The 18464-nt window shown below is 70.8% G+C and carries 20 protein-coding genes; 11 read left to right on the top strand and 9 right to left on the bottom strand.

Features of this window, described 5'->3' with window-relative positions:
- Nucleotides 1-2: 2 nt before the first annotated feature.
- Nucleotides 3-578, bottom strand: a complete 576-nt coding sequence (locus JI751_RS08830; RefSeq protein WP_201935549.1) for a hemerythrin domain-containing protein — start codon at nt 576-578, stop codon at nt 3-5.
- 167 nt (nt 579-745) lie between these two features.
- Here JI751_RS08830 and JI751_RS08825 point away from each other — a divergent pair, with 167 nt between their 5' ends.
- From JI751_RS08825 to JI751_RS08815, 3 genes are all read left to right on the top strand, one after another.
- On the top strand, nt 746-1702 hold the full coding sequence (locus tag JI751_RS08825) for a choice-of-anchor J domain-containing protein (RefSeq protein WP_201935547.1): 957 nt from the start codon (nt 746-748) through the stop codon (nt 1700-1702).
- Nucleotides 1703-1794: 92 nt separating this feature from the next.
- On the top strand, nt 1795-2301 hold the full coding sequence (locus JI751_RS08820; RefSeq protein WP_236666008.1) for a DUF1707 SHOCT-like domain-containing protein: 507 nt from the start codon (nt 1795-1797) through the stop codon (nt 2299-2301).
- Between the two features lie 88 nt (nt 2302-2389).
- Nucleotides 2390-3304, top strand: a complete 915-nt coding sequence (locus JI751_RS08815) for an NmrA family NAD(P)-binding protein (RefSeq protein WP_201935544.1) — start codon at nt 2390-2392, stop codon at nt 3302-3304.
- A 94-nt stretch (nt 3305-3398) separates the two neighbouring features.
- Here the strand turns inward: JI751_RS08815 and uvrB are convergent, their stop codons facing one another.
- A complete protein-coding gene (uvrB, locus tag JI751_RS08810; RefSeq protein ID WP_201935543.1) occupies nt 3399-5528 on the bottom strand; it encodes an excinuclease ABC subunit UvrB in 2130 nt (709 codons plus the stop codon).
- 84 nt (nt 5529-5612) lie between these two features.
- On the opposite strand from uvrB, the gene JI751_RS08805 reads away from it, so the two are divergent.
- The 3 genes from JI751_RS08805 to JI751_RS08795 all read left to right on the top strand — a co-directional run bounded on the left by JI751_RS08805 (nt 5613) and on the right by JI751_RS08795 (nt 7572).
- Nucleotides 5613-6425 carry an META domain-containing protein gene (locus tag JI751_RS08805; RefSeq protein ID WP_201935542.1) on the top strand — a complete coding sequence of 271 codons (813 nt, stop codon included), beginning with the start codon at nt 5613-5615 and terminating at the stop codon, nt 6423-6425.
- A gap of 104 nt (nt 6426-6529) precedes the next feature.
- On the top strand, nt 6530-7339 hold the full coding sequence (locus tag JI751_RS08800) for a hypothetical protein (protein WP_201935541.1): 810 nt from the start codon (nt 6530-6532) through the stop codon (nt 7337-7339).
- A 2-nt stretch (nt 7340-7341) separates the two neighbouring features.
- Nucleotides 7342-7572: a hypothetical protein gene (locus JI751_RS08795; protein ID WP_201935540.1), complete on the top strand. Its 231-nt coding sequence runs from the start codon at nt 7342-7344 to the stop codon at nt 7570-7572.
- A gap of 13 nt (nt 7573-7585) precedes the next feature.
- Here JI751_RS08795 and JI751_RS08790 read toward each other — a convergent pair whose 3' ends face one another.
- On the bottom strand, nt 7586-8170 hold the full coding sequence (locus JI751_RS08790) for a dihydrofolate reductase family protein (protein ID WP_201935538.1): 585 nt from the start codon (nt 8168-8170) through the stop codon (nt 7586-7588).
- 108 nt (nt 8171-8278) lie between these two features.
- Between JI751_RS08790 and JI751_RS08785 the strand changes: the two genes are divergently transcribed.
- Nucleotides 8279-9478, top strand: a complete 1200-nt coding sequence (locus JI751_RS08785; RefSeq protein WP_201935875.1) for a phospholipase D-like domain-containing protein — start codon at nt 8279-8281, stop codon at nt 9476-9478.
- A gap of 1 nt (nt 9479) precedes the next feature.
- Here JI751_RS08785 and JI751_RS08780 read toward each other — a convergent pair whose 3' ends face one another.
- Together JI751_RS08780 and JI751_RS08775 are read right to left on the bottom strand one after the other, a co-directional pair.
- Nucleotides 9480-10424, bottom strand: a complete 945-nt coding sequence (locus JI751_RS08780; protein ID WP_201935536.1) for a DNA-3-methyladenine glycosylase family protein — start codon at nt 10422-10424, stop codon at nt 9480-9482.
- Between the two features lie 34 nt (nt 10425-10458).
- A complete protein-coding gene (locus tag JI751_RS08775) occupies nt 10459-10716 on the bottom strand; it encodes a cold shock domain-containing protein (RefSeq protein WP_443678518.1) in 258 nt (85 codons plus the stop codon).
- A gap of 31 nt (nt 10717-10747) precedes the next feature.
- Between JI751_RS08775 and kynA the strand changes: the two genes are divergently transcribed.
- Nucleotides 10748-11605 (top strand): tryptophan 2,3-dioxygenase, encoded by an 858-nt coding sequence (kynA, locus tag JI751_RS08770; RefSeq protein WP_201935534.1) that lies wholly within the window; start codon nt 10748-10750, stop codon nt 11603-11605.
- Nucleotides 11606-11742: 137 nt separating this feature from the next.
- Here kynA and JI751_RS08765 read toward each other — a convergent pair whose 3' ends face one another.
- Nucleotides 11743-12012, bottom strand: coding sequence for a hypothetical protein (locus tag JI751_RS08765; protein ID WP_201935532.1), 270 nt, complete (start codon nt 12010-12012; stop codon nt 11743-11745).
- Between the two features lie 221 nt (nt 12013-12233).
- Between JI751_RS08765 and pepN the strand changes: the two genes are divergently transcribed.
- From pepN to JI751_RS08750, 3 genes are read left to right on the top strand one after another with little or no spacing between them, the layout of a single operon-like run.
- The gene (gene pepN, locus JI751_RS08760) at nt 12234-14669 is read left to right on the top strand and encodes an aminopeptidase N (RefSeq protein ID WP_201935530.1); all 2436 of its coding nucleotides are present in this window, start codon (nt 12234-12236) and stop codon (nt 14667-14669) included.
- 21 nt (nt 14670-14690) lie between these two features.
- The gene (locus JI751_RS08755; protein ID WP_201935528.1) at nt 14691-15155 is read left to right on the top strand and encodes a tRNA (cytidine(34)-2'-O)-methyltransferase; all 465 of its coding nucleotides are present in this window, start codon (nt 14691-14693) and stop codon (nt 15153-15155) included.
- A 44-nt stretch (nt 15156-15199) separates the two neighbouring features.
- On the top strand, nt 15200-15928 hold the full coding sequence (locus JI751_RS08750; protein WP_201935527.1) for a DinB family protein: 729 nt from the start codon (nt 15200-15202) through the stop codon (nt 15926-15928).
- A gap of 39 nt (nt 15929-15967) precedes the next feature.
- On the opposite strand, the gene JI751_RS08745 is transcribed toward JI751_RS08750, so the two are convergent.
- The 3 genes from JI751_RS08745 to JI751_RS20935 are packed head-to-tail and all read right to left on the bottom strand — an operon-like array spanning nt 15968 to nt 18376.
- Complete coding sequence (locus tag JI751_RS08745; protein WP_201935526.1) at nt 15968-16729, bottom strand: inositol monophosphatase family protein; 762 nt, start codon at nt 16727-16729, stop codon at nt 15968-15970.
- Nucleotides 16726-17544 (bottom strand): hypothetical protein, encoded by an 819-nt coding sequence (locus tag JI751_RS08740; protein ID WP_201935525.1) that lies wholly within the window; start codon nt 17542-17544, stop codon nt 16726-16728. Before JI751_RS08740 ends, JI751_RS08745 begins: the two co-directional genes overlap by 4 nt.
- Before the next feature lie 22 nt (nt 17545-17566).
- The gene (locus tag JI751_RS20935; RefSeq protein WP_307814030.1) at nt 17567-18376 is read right to left on the bottom strand and encodes a resuscitation-promoting factor; all 810 of its coding nucleotides are present in this window, start codon (nt 18374-18376) and stop codon (nt 17567-17569) included.
- Nucleotides 18377-18464 lie beyond the last annotated feature (88 nt).

The following is an 18464-nucleotide window of genomic DNA, read 5'->3' as shown; positions in this document are numbered from 1 at the left end:
GGTCAGTCCTCGGACTCCTCGTCCTCGTCGTCGTCGAGGAGACCTTCCTTCTCGGCAGCCTCCACGATCCGTCGTACGTTGTCGATGGCGCCGCAGTCGTCGTCGAGCTGCTTGTTGCGCTCGGTCGCGAAGGCGATCCCGAGCTCGGCGCGGACCTGTTCGCCGACCTCCTCGCGGGCCGGATTGAGGATGGTCAGCTCCTCCTCGGTGAGGTGGTGGTTGAGCGCCGTCGCCAGCTCCTCGACGGCGTCGTCGAACGCCTGGGTGTCGGTGCCCTTGAGCTCGAGCACCTTGAGCATCGCCTCGTGGCCCTCGGCGTGCTCCTCCTCGCCGTGCTCGGCCTCGTGCTCGGTGATCGCGTCCTTGCGCCGCAGCTTGGGGTAGACGTGCCGCTCCTCGGCCTCCGCATGCGCGACGTGCAGCGCGGCCAGTGCCTTGCGTACTGCGTCCCGGTCGGACGTGCTGTCGCGCAGCTGGCGCATCAGGGACTCGAAGCGGCGGTGGTCGTCGAGGATCAGGTCGATGACGTCGCCCTGAACGGGACGGCCGAGGTCGATGGGGGTGCTCGAGGTGCTCATGCGGGCGACCGTAGCGACGCCGTGGTGACCGGAACTCACCCCAGGGGGTCTCGTTCTGTCCCCTTTTCGGCGAAAGCCCTGCGATTGCGCGCCTGAGTGCCTAGGTTCGCGACATCGCGTCGGCAGGGGGTCGGCGCACTGATTCATGGGGAGTCTCCTTGAAGTCCATGTTCCGACGCACGTCACGCCTCGCCGTCTTCGGCCTGGTGGCGGGCGCGCTCGCCGTCACGACCACCACTCCTGCCCAGGCCGCGAGCTACACCGAGGGGTTCGACAACGTGGCCGCCCTCACCTCGTGGAAGGTCGTCAACCTCAGCAACCCCGACCAGCCCGTCGCTGCGACCTCGTGGCAGCAGGGCGACCCGGCCAACTTCCCGGCCCAGAGTGGTGCGGAGAACTCCTACATCGGTGTCTCGTACGAGGCTGGCTTCCCGGACGCCAGCGCGTGGCTGATCAGCCCTCAGCAGACGTCCCTGTCGAGCACCGACGCCCTCAACTTCTGGACGCGGGTCGAGGGCAGCACGTACCCGGACCGCATCGAGGTCCGGATGTCGACCAACGGCTCCTGCAACCCGGGCACGACGACGGACGGCGTCGGCGACTTCACGACGCTGCTGGGGGCGATCAACCCGGACCAGGTCGTCAACGGCTACCCCACGGTGTGGACGCAGTACAACCTGCCACTCACGGGTCTCAGCACGACCAACGTCTCGGGCTGCGTCGCCTTCCGCTACTACGTCAAGGACACGCAGCGCAACGGCCTGTACGTCGGCATCGACTCGGTGGCCTTCACCGACAACGCGTCGACCGCATGCACCACCGCCCAGGCGTCCGCGACCTCGGCGCAGGCCACGGTCACGAGCGCGACGTCGACGCTGACGGCTGCCAACCAGACGGTGACCACCGCGAAGAAGGTGCTGAAGAAGGCGAAGAAGAAGCTCAAGAAGGCCCGCAAGGCTGACGCCCCCGAGAAGAAGATCAAGAAGCTGAAGAAGAAGGTCAAGAAGGCCAAGAAGGCCCTCAAGCGGGCCCGGGCCAAGGCCGCGACCGCGACGACCGCGCTGACCAACGCCCAGGCCGCGCTTGCCGCCGCCCAGGCCAGCACCACGAGCAGCTGCCCCTGACCGGCACCTTTCACCGGTAGGACTCACCGACGGCGGACGGGCTTGCCCGTCCGCCGTCGGCGTGCCGTGCCTATGCTGGCGACGTGCCAGGCATGGAGGTGTGGAAGCAGTTCGACCACGACCCGCGCATCCCCGCGAACACGACGATGCGCGCGTCCGACCGCGACCGCGCCGTGATCGAGACCGTCCTGGCCGACGCCTTCGCGGAGGGACGCCTCACCCGCAGCGAGTACGACGAGCGCGTGGAGGCCGCGATGACGAGCCGGACGCTCGGCGACCTGCTCCCCCTCGTCGACGACCTCCCGGTCGCCCGCGAGCCGCAGTCGAGCCCGAGCTCCTTGCAGGAGCAGGCCGTCCGGAAGTGGCAGAGCGACCGCCGCGAGGCGTTCGTCGGCCTGATCGGCCTGTCTGCGCTGCTGTGGACGATCTGGGCCGTGACGATGTTCGGCGAGTTCCCGTGGCCGCTCTTTCCGATGGGCTTCGCCTTCATGAACCTCGTGCGCGTGCAGGTCAACAAGCGCGACATCATCGAGGAGCACGTGAAGCGGATCGAGAAGAAGGAGCGCAAGGAGCTCAAGCGCCGCGAGGACGGGCTCTGACCCGGACCGTCCGCACGCTTTCCACCCGCTCGTAGTGTCGAGCAGGACGGGACCGGCTCGTCGACCCCCAGAAGATCGAGGTCGCAGCATGCCGCAACCCACCATCACCGTCGCTGGCGCGACCGGCGACCTCGGATCCCGGATCACCCGTTCGCTGGTGGCGCGGGGAGCGACCGTACGCGCGCTCGTACGCAACGACGCCGGACCCGAGGCGCTCCAGGAGGTGCGGGAGCTCGGCGCCGAGCCGGTCGTCCACGACGCGACGGACCTCTGGTCGACGGCGGAGGCCTGCCGCGGCACCGACTGCGTCGTCTCCGCGCTCAACGGGCTCCGCGACGTCATCGTCGACCGGCAGAGCGTGCTGCTCGACGCAGCCGTCGCGGCAGGGGTGCCCCGCTTCATCCCGTCCGACTACTCGGGCGACTTCACCACCACCCCGCCGGGCGACAACCGCAACCTGGACCTCCGACGCGAGTTCATGGGCCGCGCGGACCGCGCCCCGATCCAGGTGACCTCGATCCTCAACGGCGCCTTCATGGACATGCTGGGAGCCGAGATGCCGATCATCCAGCGGCGGATCCGGCGGGTGCTCTACTGGCAGAGCGCCGACCAGCTGCTCGACTTCACCACCAAGGACGACGTCGCGGATTTCACCGCTGAAGCAGCGCTCGACCCCACCACGCCACGCGTGCTCCAGGTCGCCGGGGACACCCTGAGCGTCCGCGACCTGGCCGGCGTCCTCTCGCGGACGACCGGCGAGCGCTACCGCCCGCTGCCCGTGGGCACCATCCGGACCCTCGGCCTGATGATCAGCGCGATCAGGACCATCGCCCCGGAGCACGGCGCGGTCTTCCCCGCGTGGCAGGGCATGCAGTACACCCGCGACATGTTCTCCGGGCGGGTCCGGCTCGGCTCGCTCGACAACGACCGCTACCCCGACCTGAGGTTCACCTCGGTGGAGGACAAGTTCTCACGGGCCGCGTCTGCGGCCGCAGCCCACTAGGCGGGCGCCCCCGCGGCGCCGAGGCTTGTGCGGTGTTCCTGGTGCGTCTCCCGCACCACAGTCACCGCACTGTCGTCGCTTCGTGGCCCCCTCTTCACTTCGTCGCTTCCATCATCTGGCGGAGCTCCTTCTTGAGGTCGGAGATCTCGTCGCGCAGGCGGGCGGCCACCTCGAACTGGAGGTCGGCGGCGGCCTGCTTCATCTGGTCGGTGAGTCCCTGGATGAGCTCGGCGAGGTCGGCGGACGGGATACCGGCGGTGTCGGGCTGGTCCGCGTGGATCCGCGAGAGGGCTGGCGTCGGTGACTTGCCGGCCTTGACCCCGCCGGCGCGACCCTTCTGGCCGACGTCGGCCCAGGTCTTGAGCAGCGCCTCGGTGTTCTCGTCCTCGCGGGCGAGCATCTCGGTGATGTCGGCGATCTTCTTGCGCAGCGGCTGGGGGTCGATCCCGCGCTCGGTGTTGTAGGCGACCTGAATCGTGCGGCGACGGTTGGTCTCGCCGATCGCCATCTCCATCGAGGGCGTGATCTTGTCGGCGTACATGTGGACCTGACCGGAGACGTTGCGGGCCGCGCGGCCGATGGTCTGGATGAGCGACTTGTCGGAGCGCAGAAAGCCCTCCTTGTCGGCGTCGAGGATCGCGACCAGGGACACCTCGGGCAGGTCGAGGCCCTCGCGGAGCAGGTTGATGCCGACGAGGACGTCGTACTCCCCCATCCGCAGCTCGCGCAGCAGCTCGATGCGACGCAGCGTGTCGACCTCGGAGTGGAGGTAGCGGGTGCGGATGCCGGCATCGAGGAGGTAGTCGGTGAGGTCCTCCGACATCTTCTTCGTGAGCGTCGTGACCAGCACGCGCTCACCCTTCTCGGAGCGGGTGCGGATCTCGTGGATCAGGTCGTCGATCTGGCCCTTGGTCGGCTTGACGACGACCTCGGGGTCGATCAGGCCCGTCGGGCGGATGATCTGCTGGACGGTGCCGTCGATGCCGCCGACCTTGTCGAGCTCGTAGTTGCCAGGGGTCGCCGACAGGTAGATCGTCTGGCCGATCCGGTCGAGGAACTCCTCCCACCGCAGCGGCCGGTTGTCCATCGCGCTCGGGAGCCGGAAGCCGTGGTCGACGAGGTTGCGCTTGCGCGACATGTCGCCTTCGTACATCCCACCGATCTGCGGCACGGCGACGTGGGACTCGTCGACGACGAGCACGAAGTCCTCGGGGAAGTAGTCGAGCAGCGTGTTGGGTGCACTGCCGGGCTTGCGGCCGTCCATGTGCATCGAGTAGTTCTCGATGCCGGAGCACGAGCCGACCTGGCGCATCATCTCGACGTCGTAGGTGGTGCGCATCCGCAGCCGCTGCGCCTCGAGCAGCTTGCCCTGCTTCTCGAACACGGCGAGCTGGTCGGCGAGCTCGAGCTCGATGCCCGTGATCGCCTTCTCCATCCGCTCGGGACCGGCGACGTAGTGGGTGGCGGGGAAGACGTGCAGCTCGGTGTCCTCGGAGATCACCTCGCCGGTGATCGGGTGGAGGGTCATCAGCCGCTCGATCTCGTCGCCGAAGAACTCGACGCGCACGGCGAGCTCCTCGTAGACCGGGAAGATCTCGAGGGTGTCGCCGCGGACCCGGAAGGTGCCGCGGGTGAAGGACATGTCGTTGCGGGTGTACTGGATCTCCACCAGGCGGCGCAGCACCGAGTCGCGGTCGTGCTCCTCCCCGACCTTGAGCCGCAGCATCCGGTCGACGTACTCCTGCGGGGTGCCGAGGCCGTAGATGCAGGACACCGTCGAGACCACGATCGTGTCGCGGCGGGTGAGCAGGCTGTTGGTCGCGCTGTGCCTCAGCCGCTCGACCTCCTCGTTGATCGAGGAGTCCTTCTCGATGTAGGTGTCGGTCTGGGGGACGTAGGCCTCGGGCTGGTAGTAGTCGTAGTAGGAGACGAAGTACTCGACCGCGTTGTGCGGGAAGAGCTGGCGCAGCTCGTTGGCGAACTGCGCGGCCAGCGTCTTGTTGGGCTGGAGCACGAGCACCGGGCGCTGGACCTGCTCGGCCACCCAGGCGACCGTCGCGGTCTTGCCGGTGCCGGTCGCACCGAGCAGCACGACGTCCTGCTCACCGGCGTTGATCCGCCCGACGATCTCCTTGATCGCGGCCGGCTGGTCGCCGGACGGCTCGTAGTCGGACTCGACCTTGAAGGGGGCCACCCGGCGCTGGAGATCGGTGACTGGACGCATGCGTCGAGCCTACGGGCCACCACCGACAGCGGGGCGTTCGCCGGTCGTGACCCCGTCGTGACCCGGGTCGTCCACACTGCTGCCATGGGGGTACGACGAGCAGCAGCCGCGGTGGCACTGACGTGCGGGCTCGCGGCCGCCGGATGCTCGGCCGCCGGCACCGAGACGGACGTCGACGTGCTGGGCTCCTGGGTCCTGGCGTCGGGAAGCACCCCGGACGGGCCACTGACCGTCACCCGCCACACCCACGTCACGCTGTTCTTCGACGACGACGGCTTCGGCGGCACGGCGCCGTGCAACGACTACGGCTCCGACTACGAGGTCCACGGCGACTCCTTCGCCGTCACGGGCGACGGGATCAGCCGGACCCTCATGGGGTGCGGGGAGGAGCCCGAGGCCCTCGAGTCGGCCTACCTGTCCGCCCTCGACGACGTCGGGACGGTGTCACGCGACGGCGACACGCTGATGCTGACCGGCGATGGCGTGGTGCTCGAGCTGCGCCGCGAGCCGCTCTGGCCCCGCGCCCGGGTCGTCGGGCGCACCTGGTGGGTGACGTCGTACACCGACGACTCCGGCACCACCCGGCGCGCGACCTGGAGACGTGGGCACCGCCCCTTCGTCCGGTTCGACGAGAGCAGCCCGAACGGTGGCCGGTTCACGACGAGCAACGGCTGCGTGACGACGCGCGGCCGGTGGCGCGAGTGGCACGGAGCTCCGGCGATCACCCGCTCGGCCGCGTCCGGGAGCTGCGGCGTGGAGCCGACGCGGCAGGAGATCGCGCTCGGCAGCGTGATCGGGGAGCCCGTCCTGGAGCTACGCGGGCCGGCCGGTCGGCGCGTGCTGGTCCTCCGCTACGCCCACGCGAACAGTCCGGCCGAGGTCGTCTACCGCCGCTGACGGTCCTGGGAAGGCAGTTCGGTCGATCAGACGCCGGGCCGAGCGTGGCCGATCACTCCGAGACCGCGAACTGCCCACGTCGTGCGCAGCCCTACGCTCGGGCGGTGCCCCATCCGTCGCAGCCCCCGGACCACGTCCTCGACCTGTTCGCCGCCGAGGGCGTGCTCGAACCGCTCGACGGCGGTCGCGGGACGAGCTGGCGGGCCGGTGACCTCGTGCTGAAGCCCGGCCACGACGCGTCCGGGTCGTGGCTCGCCCCGGTCCAGGCCCGGCTCGCCGTACGCCTCGACGAGGAGGTCCCGCGGTCCGTGCGCCTGGCGCTGCCCGTCCCCGCCCGGGATGGCAACCTGGCCGTCGACGGGTGGGCGGCGACCCGCTTCGAGCCGGGTGCGACGCCGTGCCACGACCTCGCGATCCTCCGGGCCACGGCACACCTCCTCCATGCCCATCTGGCGAGCGAGGTCCCCGAGCGGCCCCCCGGCCTCGACGACCGGACCGGCCAGTGGGCCGACGCGGAGCGCGCGGCGTACGACCCCGGGCTGGCGAGGGAGGCGGCGGCGGGTCGGCCCGAGCCCGGGCTGGCCGACCTCGTGGCGCGCCTCGTCGACGGCCTGGACGACTCCGACCTCGGCCGTGACCAGCTCGTCCACGCCGACCTCGCCGGCAACGTGCTGCTCGACGCGTCCGGCGTCCCGTTCGTCATCGACTTCTCGCCCTCCTGGCGCCCGGCGCTCTGGGCCGAGGCGATCTGCGTGCTGGACGCCGTGCTGTGGCTGGGCGCCGACGACAGCGCGCTCGACGAGTGGCGGACGGGCGTCCGGAGGCAGGCGATGCTGCGCGCCGCCATCTTCCGGGTGCTCTCGGACGTCCCGTGCGACGTGCAGACGTATGCCGCCGCGCTGGCTACGATCTGACCATGACGGCGTCGTCGGACACCAGTCGGCGAGGCCGGCCGATCTTCCTCGTGCTCGCCCTCGGGTGGGCGGCTCTCGGCATCATCGGGATCGAGGACGGCCGCACGTGGTACGGCGCAGCGGGCATCGGGCTGGGCCTCCTCGTCGGCGCGTCGTACCTCTGGCCGGACTCAACGGTGGCCCGGTTCATGCTCGCACCGCTCTGGCGCAGGAAGCGGCCGGCCGATCGCTAGCGACCCGACCTGATCAGCGCACGCGGTCGAGCGTCACGACGCGGACCCCGCCCGGCAGGTCGACCTGGTCGACGTGCTCGAAGCGGGCATGGGTGAACGGACCGGCGAAGAGGCGTACGCCGTCACCGATGACCGACGGGTTCACCTTGAGCACGAGGCGGTCGATCTCCGGCAGCAGCGCGTGCGCCAGCGTTCCGCCGCCGACGAGCCAGATGTCGCTCCCCTCCTCGGCCTTGAGCTCGCGCACCCGCTCGACCGGGTCTCCGCCCACGACCTCGACCGGCAGGTCGTCGCGACCCGCGAGTGACCGGGAGACGACGAGGTGGCGCAGGTGCGGGTAGGCGTCCGTGAGACCGGCGGCCAGCCCGACGTCGTACGACGCGCGGCCCTCGACCACCGTGTCGAACCGCGCACCGGGACCGCTGAGACCCGACGCGTCGCGGGCCGGTCCCGGCAGCGTCTCCGGCCAAGAGGTGACCAGGTGCTCGACCAGGTCGGGCGTGACCGGAAAGAAGTCGGCTCCGCTGGGGTCCCCTCCGTCGGGTCCCGCGATGAACCCGTCGAGCGTGACGGCGACCAGGTAGACGAGGCGACGCATGGGGCCGCATGTTGCCATCCGGGGCGGGGCCGACCACGCGCACCCCCTCGCTAGATTGTGCGCGTGACCGTCGCCCGCACACTGACCGCCGTGCGGCGCAGCCTGCTCATGCTGCTCGGCCTCCAGCTCGCGGTCGCCATCGCCCTGTCGCTCGTCGACTCCTACCGCCGGCGTGGCAAGAAGCCGAAGCCCTTCCCGGTGTCGCCCCCCGAGACAGTGCCGGTGGGCGCCGGGCTCATCACGACGTACACCTTCGGGCGCGACCTCTACGACGACATGCTCGCCGCGATCGACGGCGCCAAGAAGCAGATCCTCTTCGAGACCTACATCTGGAAGGGCGACGAGATCGGGTGGAAGTTCAAGTCCGCCCTGGCCGCGGCCGCCGCCCGCGGGGTCGACGTGCACTGCATCTACGACGGCTTCGCCAACGTCGTCGTGTCACCGGCGTTCAAGAGGTTCCCGGCGTCGCTGAAGGTCATGCGCTACCCGATCTGGAACGCCGGCCTGCGCTTCTGGGACCTGCGCCGCTACGGCCGCAACCACCGCAAGATGCTGGTCGTCGACGAGGAGGTCGCCTTCCTCGGCGGCTACAACATCGGCTCGGCCTACGCCACCGAGTGGCGCGACACCCACGTGCGGATCACCGGGCCGGGGGTCTGGGACATGAAGCGCGCCTTCGCCGACTTCTGGAACCTCAACCGCCGCCGTCGGCTCACCCGCAGCGAGCGGCCGCTGCTGCTGGAGACGGCGTCCGACTGGGACCCGCAGATCAGGATCCACCGCAACATCCCGCGGCAGTGGAACTTCCCGATCCGCAGCATGTACCTCGAGGCGATCAACCGCTCCAGCCGCAACGTCTGGCTGACCACCGCCTACTTCCTGCCCGACCAGGACTTCGTCGACGCGCTGGCCGACGCGGCGCGTCGCGGGGTCGACGTACGCATCCTGCTGCCGCTGAAGAGCAACCACATCGTGGCCGACTGGATCTCGCGCGGCTACTACGGCCAGCTGCTCGCGGCGGGCGTGCGGATCCTGCGCTTCAAGGACGCGATGGTGCACGCGAAGACCGCGACCATCGACGGCAGCTGGGCGACCGTCGGCACCGCCAACATCGACCGGCTCAGCCTCCAGGGCAACTACGAGATCAACCTCGAGGTGATCGACCCGGACTTCGCGGCGGTGATGGAGAAGGTGTTCCGGACCGACGAGACCAACTGCCTCGAGCTGACCCTCGACGAGTGGCAGGCCCGCGACCTCAACCGGAAGTTCACCGAGAGCTTCCTCGCTCCGCTGCGCCCCCTGCTGTGACCTAGCGGGTCGGCAGGTGGGTCGGGATGCTCATCCGCGGCCCGCGGCGCGGACGGCTCTGCCCGCCCGCCATCGCCATCGCGGCGGCCCTGCCCCGCTGGGGCTTGTAGGGCTCGAGCAGGACGGCCATCTCGTCGTCGGTGATGTCGTGGCCGACGAGCGCCCAGCCGACCCAGTTGGCGAGGTGGTAGTCGCCGTAGCTGACCGCGTCGGCGTCGCCGAGCGCGCGCTGGCGCACCTCCGCGCTCGTCCAGACGCCGATGCCACGGACGGTGCGGAGCCGCTGGTCGGCCTCCTCGTGCGACACCTGCGTGATCCGCTCGAGCGACGCGGCGAGCCGGCAGGCAGTCACGACGGTGCGCGACTGCGCAGGTTGGACGCCGAGCCGCAGCCACTCCCACGACGGGATCGACGCGATCACCGCAGGGGTCGGCTGGAGCATCAGCCGCAGCGACGCGACGGGCCCCGGGGCGGGCTCGCCGTGGCGCCGGACCAGCTCGCGGAACGAACCGAACGCCTGCTTGCCGGTCACCTTCTGCTCGAGGATCGACGGCAACAGCGCCTCCATCACGAGACCGGTCGCACCGATCCGCCAGTGCTGGTGGCGGCTCCATCCCGCCGCGACCTCGGGGTGGTGGGGCTCGAAGCCGGTCGGGTCGTCGTCGGCGCCGAGCAGCGACGGCATCCGGTCGAGCGCCCACTCCGCACCCGGCCCCCACGCGCGCCCGAGGACGTCGCCCGTCGAGGGGCGCGGCTGGATGCACAGCGACGCCGGCCCCGTCGGCGTACGCATGGCACGCCAGATCCGACCGGACTCCTCGTGCCGCTGCGTCGGGTCCCCGGCGCCGCGGCGCTGCGGACGCAGGACCTGGGCGGGCGCGCACGGCCAGTCGGGCACCCACGTGCGCGTGCGCCCCCCGTCGTCAAGGCTGGTGGGGCTGGCCATGGTGACGACGGTAGACCAGCCCACCGACGCGCGGTCAGCCCAGGACGCGCACGTCCTCGGCGGCGTGGCGACCGTGGGCGCCGAGCGTGCCCCGCCACACGAACTCCACCCGCTGGTCGGCCTCGAGGGCGCGGTACCCGTCCCTGACCACGGCCGAGAAGTGCACGAACAGGACCTCGCCGTCGTCCGCGGTGATCCGGCCGTAGCCCTTCTCGGTCTTGAACCATCGCACGGTCCCCGTCCGTGTCTCACCCATCAGCTCGGGGCGGCGTAGGTCGAGGTCGTCGCTCATCCCCGGAGCGTACGTCGACTAGGTTGCCGCCATGGCAGATGCGACGCCCCACAAGCGCGACCTCGAGGACGGCATCCAGCGCGATTTCTCGACGTCGATGTCCTACGGCGACTACCTCCGCCTCGACACGCTGCTCGCAGCGCAGACCCCGTTGTCCGACCCGCCGCAGCACGACGAGCTGCTCTTCATCATCCAGCACCAGACGAGCGAGCTCTGGATGAAGCTGATGATCCACGAGCTCCGCTCGGCCCGCGCGCTGCTGCGCACCGACGACCTCTCCCCCGCCCTCAAGCGGATGGCGAGGATCAAGCACATCCAGCACACGCTGACCGACCAGTGGTCCGTGCTCGCGACGCTGACGCCGTCGGAGTACGCGGAGATCAGGCCGTTCCTCGCGACCAGCTCGGGCTTCCAGTCCGCGCAGTACCGCGAGGTCGAGTTCCTCCTCGGCAACAAGAACGCCGACATGGTCAAGGTCTTCTCCCACGACTCCGCCGCGCACGACGCCCTGCACGAGCTGTTGCACGAGCCGTCGCTCTACGACGAGTTCCTCGCCCACCTCTCACGCCAGGGCTATGCCATCCCCGCGCGCCTTCTCGACCGGGACTGGTCCCAGCCCTACACGACCGACGCCGACCTCATCGACGTCTTCGCCGAGGTGTACGCCGCCCCCGCGGAGCACTGGGGCGTCTACGAGACCTGCGAGGAGCTCGTCGACGTCGAGGACGCCTTCCAGCAGTGGCGCTTCCGCCACCTCCAGGTCGTCCAGCGGGTCATCGGCCACAAGGTCGGCACCGGCGGCTCGTCGGGCGTCGACTTCCTCCGCCGGGCGCTGTCGCTCACCTTCTTCCCGGAGCTCTACGAGGTCCGGACGCGGATCGGCCAGTAGGGCAGGGCCGCTCCGAACGACTTCTCGACGCACCACGCAGTCCAGGGACCACGACACGCCGTCCGTGGCCGCTGGAGACGAGTAGATCGGCCCCGACCGGGGCTGGACGCCGCCCCTGGCACTGCCCGTCGCCAGCCTCAGGCCGAGCCGGCGCTCGAGTCGATCCGCTCCAGCATGCCGTGGAGGTGACTGCGCAGCTCATGGGCGTGGTCCGCCGCGACTCGCTGGAGGCGGGCGACCTCCGTCTCCGCCTGCGCTGTCTCGACCCGCGCGGCCTCCATCATCTGGTCGACCTCTCGCTGCGCCGTGCGGACCAGCGCGCCCGCCTCGTTCCGCGCGGCGGCGACGATCTCCGCTGCCTCGGCCAGGGCGTCGGAGCGCCACCGGTCGGTCTCACGGGCAGTCATCTCGAGCAGCCGGGCCGCCGATGGATGGCCACTCGCAACGGCCCGGTCATGGTCCTCGTTATGCACGTGCGTCCCCTCCCTTGCCCCCGAAACAGTGTCCGCATCAGCGTACGAGGTACGCGTGTCGGAGCCGTCCGCGACCCTCCACCCCTCGCCTAGGCTGCCCACGACGCTCGTCTCGGGCGCCGACCTCAGCATCCGAACTCGAGTGAGGACCACCCGTGCCCGTGAAGAGCCTGCGACAGGAGGAGGCGATCGAGCGCGCTGCGCTGCTGTCGGTCACCTCCTACGACATCGCCATCGACCTCACCGACCTGCCCGACGGCCCTGCGTTCCGGGCGGTCAGCACGGTGCGGTTCACCGCGACCCCCGGCGCCTCGACGTTCGTCGACTGCTGCGCAGAGGTCGAGTCGGCGACCCTCAATGGCGAGCCGCTGCCGGCCGCCGAGGAGGGCCGGATCGCCCTGTCGGGTCTTCGCGACGACAACGAGCTGGTGATCGCCTCCGTGCAGAGCGACACCGAGCACGGCAGGGGCGTGCACCGTGCCGTCGACCCCGCCGACAAGAACGTCTACCTCTGGACCACCTTCGAGCCGGACGAGGCGCGCTACGCATGGGCGTGCTTCGACCAGCCCGACCTCAAGGCGCCGCACGCGTTCACCGTCACCGCGCCGCCGTCGTGGACGGTCGTCAGCAACTCCGGCGACCCGGCCGTCGAGGAGGTGGCGCAGGGCCGGCGGTGGACGTTCGAGCCGACCCCGCCGCTGTCGACGTACAACCCCGTCGTCGTCGCCGGGCCGTTCGTCGAGCTGCGCAAGGAGGCCGGCGGCTACGACCTGGGGCTGTACGCCCGCCAGACCCTGGCGTCCGTCCTGGAGCGCGACTCCGAGCAGCTCTTCACGCTGACCGAGCAGGGCCTCGGGTTCTTCGGCGAGCGGTTCGGGATGCCGTTCCCGCAGCGCAGCTACGACCAGGTGTTCCTGCCCGAGTTCGGCGGGGCGATGGAGAACTACGGCTGCGTCACGTGGACCGACAACATCTTGCGCCGCCACGAGCCGACGACCGGCGAGTGGCAGTGGTTCACCAACGTGCTGCTGCACGAGATGGCGCACATGTGGTTCGGCAACATCGTCACGATGCGCTGGTGGGACGACCTCTGGCTCAACGAGGCCTTTGCCGAGTTCGCGTGCATGTGGGCGGCCGAACGCGCGACCGCCTACGGCGACACCGCGGCCAACAACCTCGTCCACGAGAAGCTCGACGCCTACCTCGCCGACCAGGGCCCGAGCTCACACCCGATCTACCAGCCGGTGCCGAGCGTGGCCGACGCCGAGTCGATCTTCGACTCGATCACCTATCCCAAGGGCGCCGCGGTGCTCAAGCAGCTCATGTACTTCGTGGGCGAGGACACGTTCTCGCAGGGCATGACGGCCTACTTCGCCGAGCACGCGTGGGGCAACACCACCCTCGACGACCTCGTCCGCTCCCTCGAGCAGGCCAGTGGCCGCGACCTCCAGCCGTGGCGTACGGCGTGGCTCGAGACCGCCGGCGTCGACCGGCTCGGCATCGAGAAGACGGACGACGGCCTGGTGCTGACCGCCGTCGGCGCGCACGGCGCCCCGCACCCGCAGGTCGTCGGCATCGGCGCCTACCGCCGCGCGGGCGACGTGCTCGAGGAGGCCGGCTCCGTCCTCGTCGAGGTCGGCGGCGGGCGCACGGTCGTCGAGGGTCTGCCCGACGCCGACCTCTACCTGGTGAACCACGACGACACCACGTTCGCGACCACGCGGCCCGACGCCGCCGGGCGAGAGGTGCTGATCGGGCGGCCGTCCGGACTGCCGACGACCCTGGCCCGCGCGGTGGCGATGGCAACCGTCTGGGACATGCTGTCGAGCGGCGACGCGACCGCCGCCGAGGCAGTGGGTGCGCTGACCGACGTGCTCCGGGTGGAGACGGTCGAGACCGTCGTCGACCCCGTCCTCGACCTGGCCCTCCGGGCCGTCCACGAGTGGGCGCCGGACGCCCAGCGGGCCGAGCTCGAGGCGCAGCTCACGACCACCGCCCGCCACCTGGTCGACTCCGGCACCTCCCGGCAGTCCGCCCTGCGCGTACTGGCCCGTACGGCATCGGGCACGGACGAGGTCGACCGGCTGCGTGACGAGGCGGGCGACGACGTCGACCTCCAGTGGTACCTCCTCCAGCGTCGGGCCGAGCTCGGCGACCTGGACGCGGACGCCGTCCGCGCGCTGGAGGACCGCGACCCCGACCCGGACGCCTGGGTCCGCGCCCTGCGGGTCCGGGCGAGCTCGCCCTCCGCGGAGGCGAAGGAGGAGGCGTGGAACGCCGTCGTGGTGGAGCGCACGGTGCCGATCCAGTCCGCGCGGCTGGTGGGGGCCGACTTCTGGCGCCCCGGGCAGGACGAGGTGCTCACGCCGTACCTCGACCGCTACCTCGAGGCGCTGCCGACCTTCCACGAGGGCGGGATGATCCCGGGGCTCGCGCTCACGGCCAGCCTCTTCCCGGTGTACGCCGTCGACGAGGCGTGGATCGCACGGGCTCGCGAGGTGGCGGCCGCGCAGGCGGCACCGGTCGTGATCAGCGCGCTCACCGAACGCTCCGAAGAGGTGCTGCGGATGGTGCGCGCCCGCGGCCTGTGAGACCCGTCTAGGTTGGCGGCCGTGTTCCACGTGATGTTCCTCGAGCCGAGGATCCCGCCCAACACCGGAAATGCGATCCGGATGGTCGCGGCGACCGGGGCGACCCTGCACCTGGTCGAGCCGCTCGGCTTCGAGCTGTCCGAGCCGAAGCTCAAGCGGGCCGGGCTGGACTACCACGACCTCGCGTCGGTGGTGGTCCACCCGGACCTGGCGACCGCTCTCTCGACGCTGCCCGGATCGCGGGTGTTCGCCTTCACGGCCCACGCGACGCGCTGGCACACCGACGTCGCGTTCGAGGCGGGCGACGTGCTGCTGTTCGGGCCGGAGCCGACCGGGTTGCCCGAGGAAGCGCTCGGCCACGACCGGGTGACCGACCGGCTGCGGATCCCGATGGTCCCCGGCCGCCGCTCGCTCAACCTCTCGAACTCCGCGGCCGTGGTCACGTACGAGGCCTGGCGCCAGCACGGATTCCCCGGAGCCCGCTGAGGTTGTGCCCCCGGATCGTCCGGAACGGGGGTGAGGATGGCTCCATGACGACCTACTCAGACACGAAAGAGTTCGAGGGCGCGACCTTCGTGCAGGCCAGCTTCACGGGCGCGAAGATGCGCTTCTCCGACGTCAGCGGCGTCACGATGCGCGGCATGGACGTGGACGGCCTCGACATCGACAGCCACGACCTCTTCTTCGGCAGCCTCATCGTCAACGGCGTCGACGTGGTGCCCTACGTCGACGCCGAGCTCAGCCGTCAGTTCCCCGGGCGCGAGCTGCAGAAGGCGGAGACGCCCGAAGGCCTGCGCGAGGGCTGGGACGCCGTGCGCGTCGCGTGGCAGGAGACGGTCGACGCAACGCCACGCGAGACGTGGGACGACCACGTCGAGGACGAGTGGTCGCTCGCCCAGACCCTGCGCCACCTCGTCCTCGCGACGGACGCCTGGCTCGGCCGCGGGATCCACCGGATCGAGGAGCCGTGGCACCCGATCGGCCAGCAGTTCACCGGTGCCGCCGAGATGGGCTTCGACATGTCCGTCTTCCGCGAGCCGGAGTCGCACGAGGAGATCCTGGAGGTGCGTGCCGAGCGGCAGCAGCAGGTGACCGACTTCCTGTCCACCGTCACCCCCGAGGTGCTCGCCGAGGAGCGCGACGGCCCGTGGGGCGGCAGCTGGAAGCCCACTGTCGGCGACTGCATCCGGGTGGTCCTCGAGGAGGAGTGGGCGCACCTGCGCTACGTCCGGCGCGACCTCGCGCTCCTGGGCGGCTAGCTCGGACCATGCTCGTGGATGTCACGAGCAGACCTCGGGCTAGCGGTGGCGCGCGACGAGCTCCAGCAAGGTCGCGTGGGACTCGGCGTCGCGTGCCGCGACCACACCCGGTCCGGTGTGCACGGGTGCGCCGTCGAAGTCGGTGATGACGACCCCGGCCGCCTCGCACAGCGCGATCCCCGCAGCGAAGTGCACGTTGCGCTCGCACCTGCCATCGGTGACGTACGCCAGTCTCCGGCCGGCGGCGACCCAGGCGAGCGCCAGCGTGGTCGACTCGACACGCGGGTTGAAGGTCGCGCGCAACGCGGGATCGGCGGCGAGCTGGGCGCCGACGAAGGGGCGGTCGAGCGGGCCGTCGGCGTTGATGTCCACGAGACGGTTGGGCGGCGGGGCGCTCTCGAGACCGTAGGTGCCGAAGCGACCATCGTCTGCCCAGTAGGTCTCCCCCGTCGGCGGATGGACGACGACCGCCGTCGTCGTCACGTCCCCGTCGAGGAGCGCGACGTTGACGCAGAACGACGGTGACGCCGCGGCGAAGTTCACCGTGCCGCAGAGCGGGTCGACCAGCCACGTACGACGTCCGGCCGCGACGGCGCCGAGCTCCTCGCCCTCGAACCCGTCGTCCGGCCGCGCGGCCCGGACGACGTCGAGGATGGCCTGCTCGGCGGAACGGTCGGCGGCCGTCGCGAAGTCCGTCGACGTCTTGTGCTCGCGGGCCAGGTCGGTGCCGAACATCTCGTCCAGCACCGCCGCCCCCGCTCGTGCGGCGGCCAGCGCGACGTCCAGGTCGCTCGTCGTCACGGTCTCATCGCAGCATGCGGCTCACGAAGCGACATCGACTGCCCGAGGGGGAGGTCGGAGACCTGCATCGCCTGCTCGAGGGTGAGCAGGCCCCGGTCGCGCAACGTCGAGATCGCACGCCGTCGTACGTCGGCCAGGTGGGCCCGTTCACCTGGGTCGAGCCGGTCCACCAGCTCCCGGGCCCGGTCGGGGTCCGGGTCCCCGGCGCGCCGGAAGTGCGCGGGAGTGCCCGGCCCCCGGCGGAAGGTGACAAGCAAGACCACGGCGAACGTCGTCGCGGTGAGCACCAGCGAGACCCACACCGGGATCGACGCCGGCTGCAGGTGCAGCACGTCGACGTCCCAGACCCGTGCCATGCCCGTCAGCGTGAGCACCGCTGCGACCAGCGTGACGCAGAACCCGGAGACCTCGAGATAGGTCAGATCACCCCGGCGGAGCAGGCATCGCCTCAGCTCCAGCAGCGGCCCCGGCAGGGAGAGCGTGAAGGCGCTCGCGACCACAGGGACACCCACGCCGGCGTCGAACCCCTCGAACGTGGTGTGCGTGGCCAGGTCCGTGCCGCCGAACGCCGTGAACGCGACCACGGGCAGCAGGATCATGAAGAAGAAGACCGCAAGGCTGTGCCGGTCCATGGACCGCTCACGGTCCTCGCCCCTGGCGGCCGTGCGGAACGTGCTCCGCCACCCCAGGGCGCGCAGCACGGTGTCGTACTGCTGGAGCGCGTAGAGGTCGATCCACGCCGGGTCGAAGGAGCGTGGCGACACGGTGTCGGCCCACTCGCGCAGGCTGGGCACCGTGGTCTGCTTCCCCGTCATGGACAGGGAGTATCCCCGACGCTCAGAGCAGGCGACCGCAGGTGGGCCACGGCGAGCGGCCACGCTGCTGGTAGAGGAGCTTCGCGCGGTAGGTCTGCTCGGCGGCCGAGGCCGAGGTCGGCAGGCCGGAGCCGCCGACGCTGCGCCAGGTGCCGGTGTCGAACTGGTAGAGCCCGTAGTAGCCGGCCGGGTTCACGGCGTGGGGGTTGCCGCCGGACTCGCAGTTGGCCAGCGCGCCCCAGTTGAGGCCGTCGGCGCCGGGTACGGAGTACGCCGCGCGACCGACGAGCACCCTCCGCGGCCGCGGCTCGCGGACGAGCTTCTTCGTGATGACGCTCCATTTCACGGGCTCGCCGTTGTGGAGCGTCTGCAGCGCAACGGTCTTGCGGACGCCCGCACGACCGGTGCTGACGACCTTGCGCTCGCCGGGCTTCAGCTCGGTCGTGAACTTCTCGACGGTGCCCTTGCGCACCTTCAACCGCTTGACCTTCCGCTCCTTGACGACGTCGGTCATCTTCACGACGTCGCCCTGGCGCAGGCGCTTGCGGTCGCCCGAGACGCGGTCGCCGTCACGGACCACGGCGACGATGTCGTTGCCGTCCACCGGGACGCCGTACGCCTCGAGGACCTCGCCGGGCCACTCGAGAGGAGCCGTCTCGACCTCGACGGGCGCGGCGTCCGCGACCTGCAGTCGTACGTCGACCGCGTCCTGCGCGGAGGCCGGTCCGACGGCGCTGCTGGGCGCGAGCGTCAGGGCGAGCGCCGCGGCGGCGACGCCCGCAGCGACGGAACGCGGACGGGTGAACAGGGACGGTGTGGTGGTGGCACGCACGTGCTTCGGACCTCACAGGGGATCGGGGACGCGCCGGATCGGCGCTCGGGCGTGGCGCCGTGTGTGGGCGCCGGGCCGCGGTGCGCAT

The organism is Nocardioides baculatus, assembly GCF_016735675.1.
Lineage (GTDB): Bacteria > Actinomycetota > Actinomycetes > Propionibacteriales > Nocardioidaceae > Nocardioides > Nocardioides baculatus.
The sequence above is the reverse complement of the archived record's forward strand: the minus strand, read 5'-3'. Positions and strand labels throughout refer to the sequence as shown.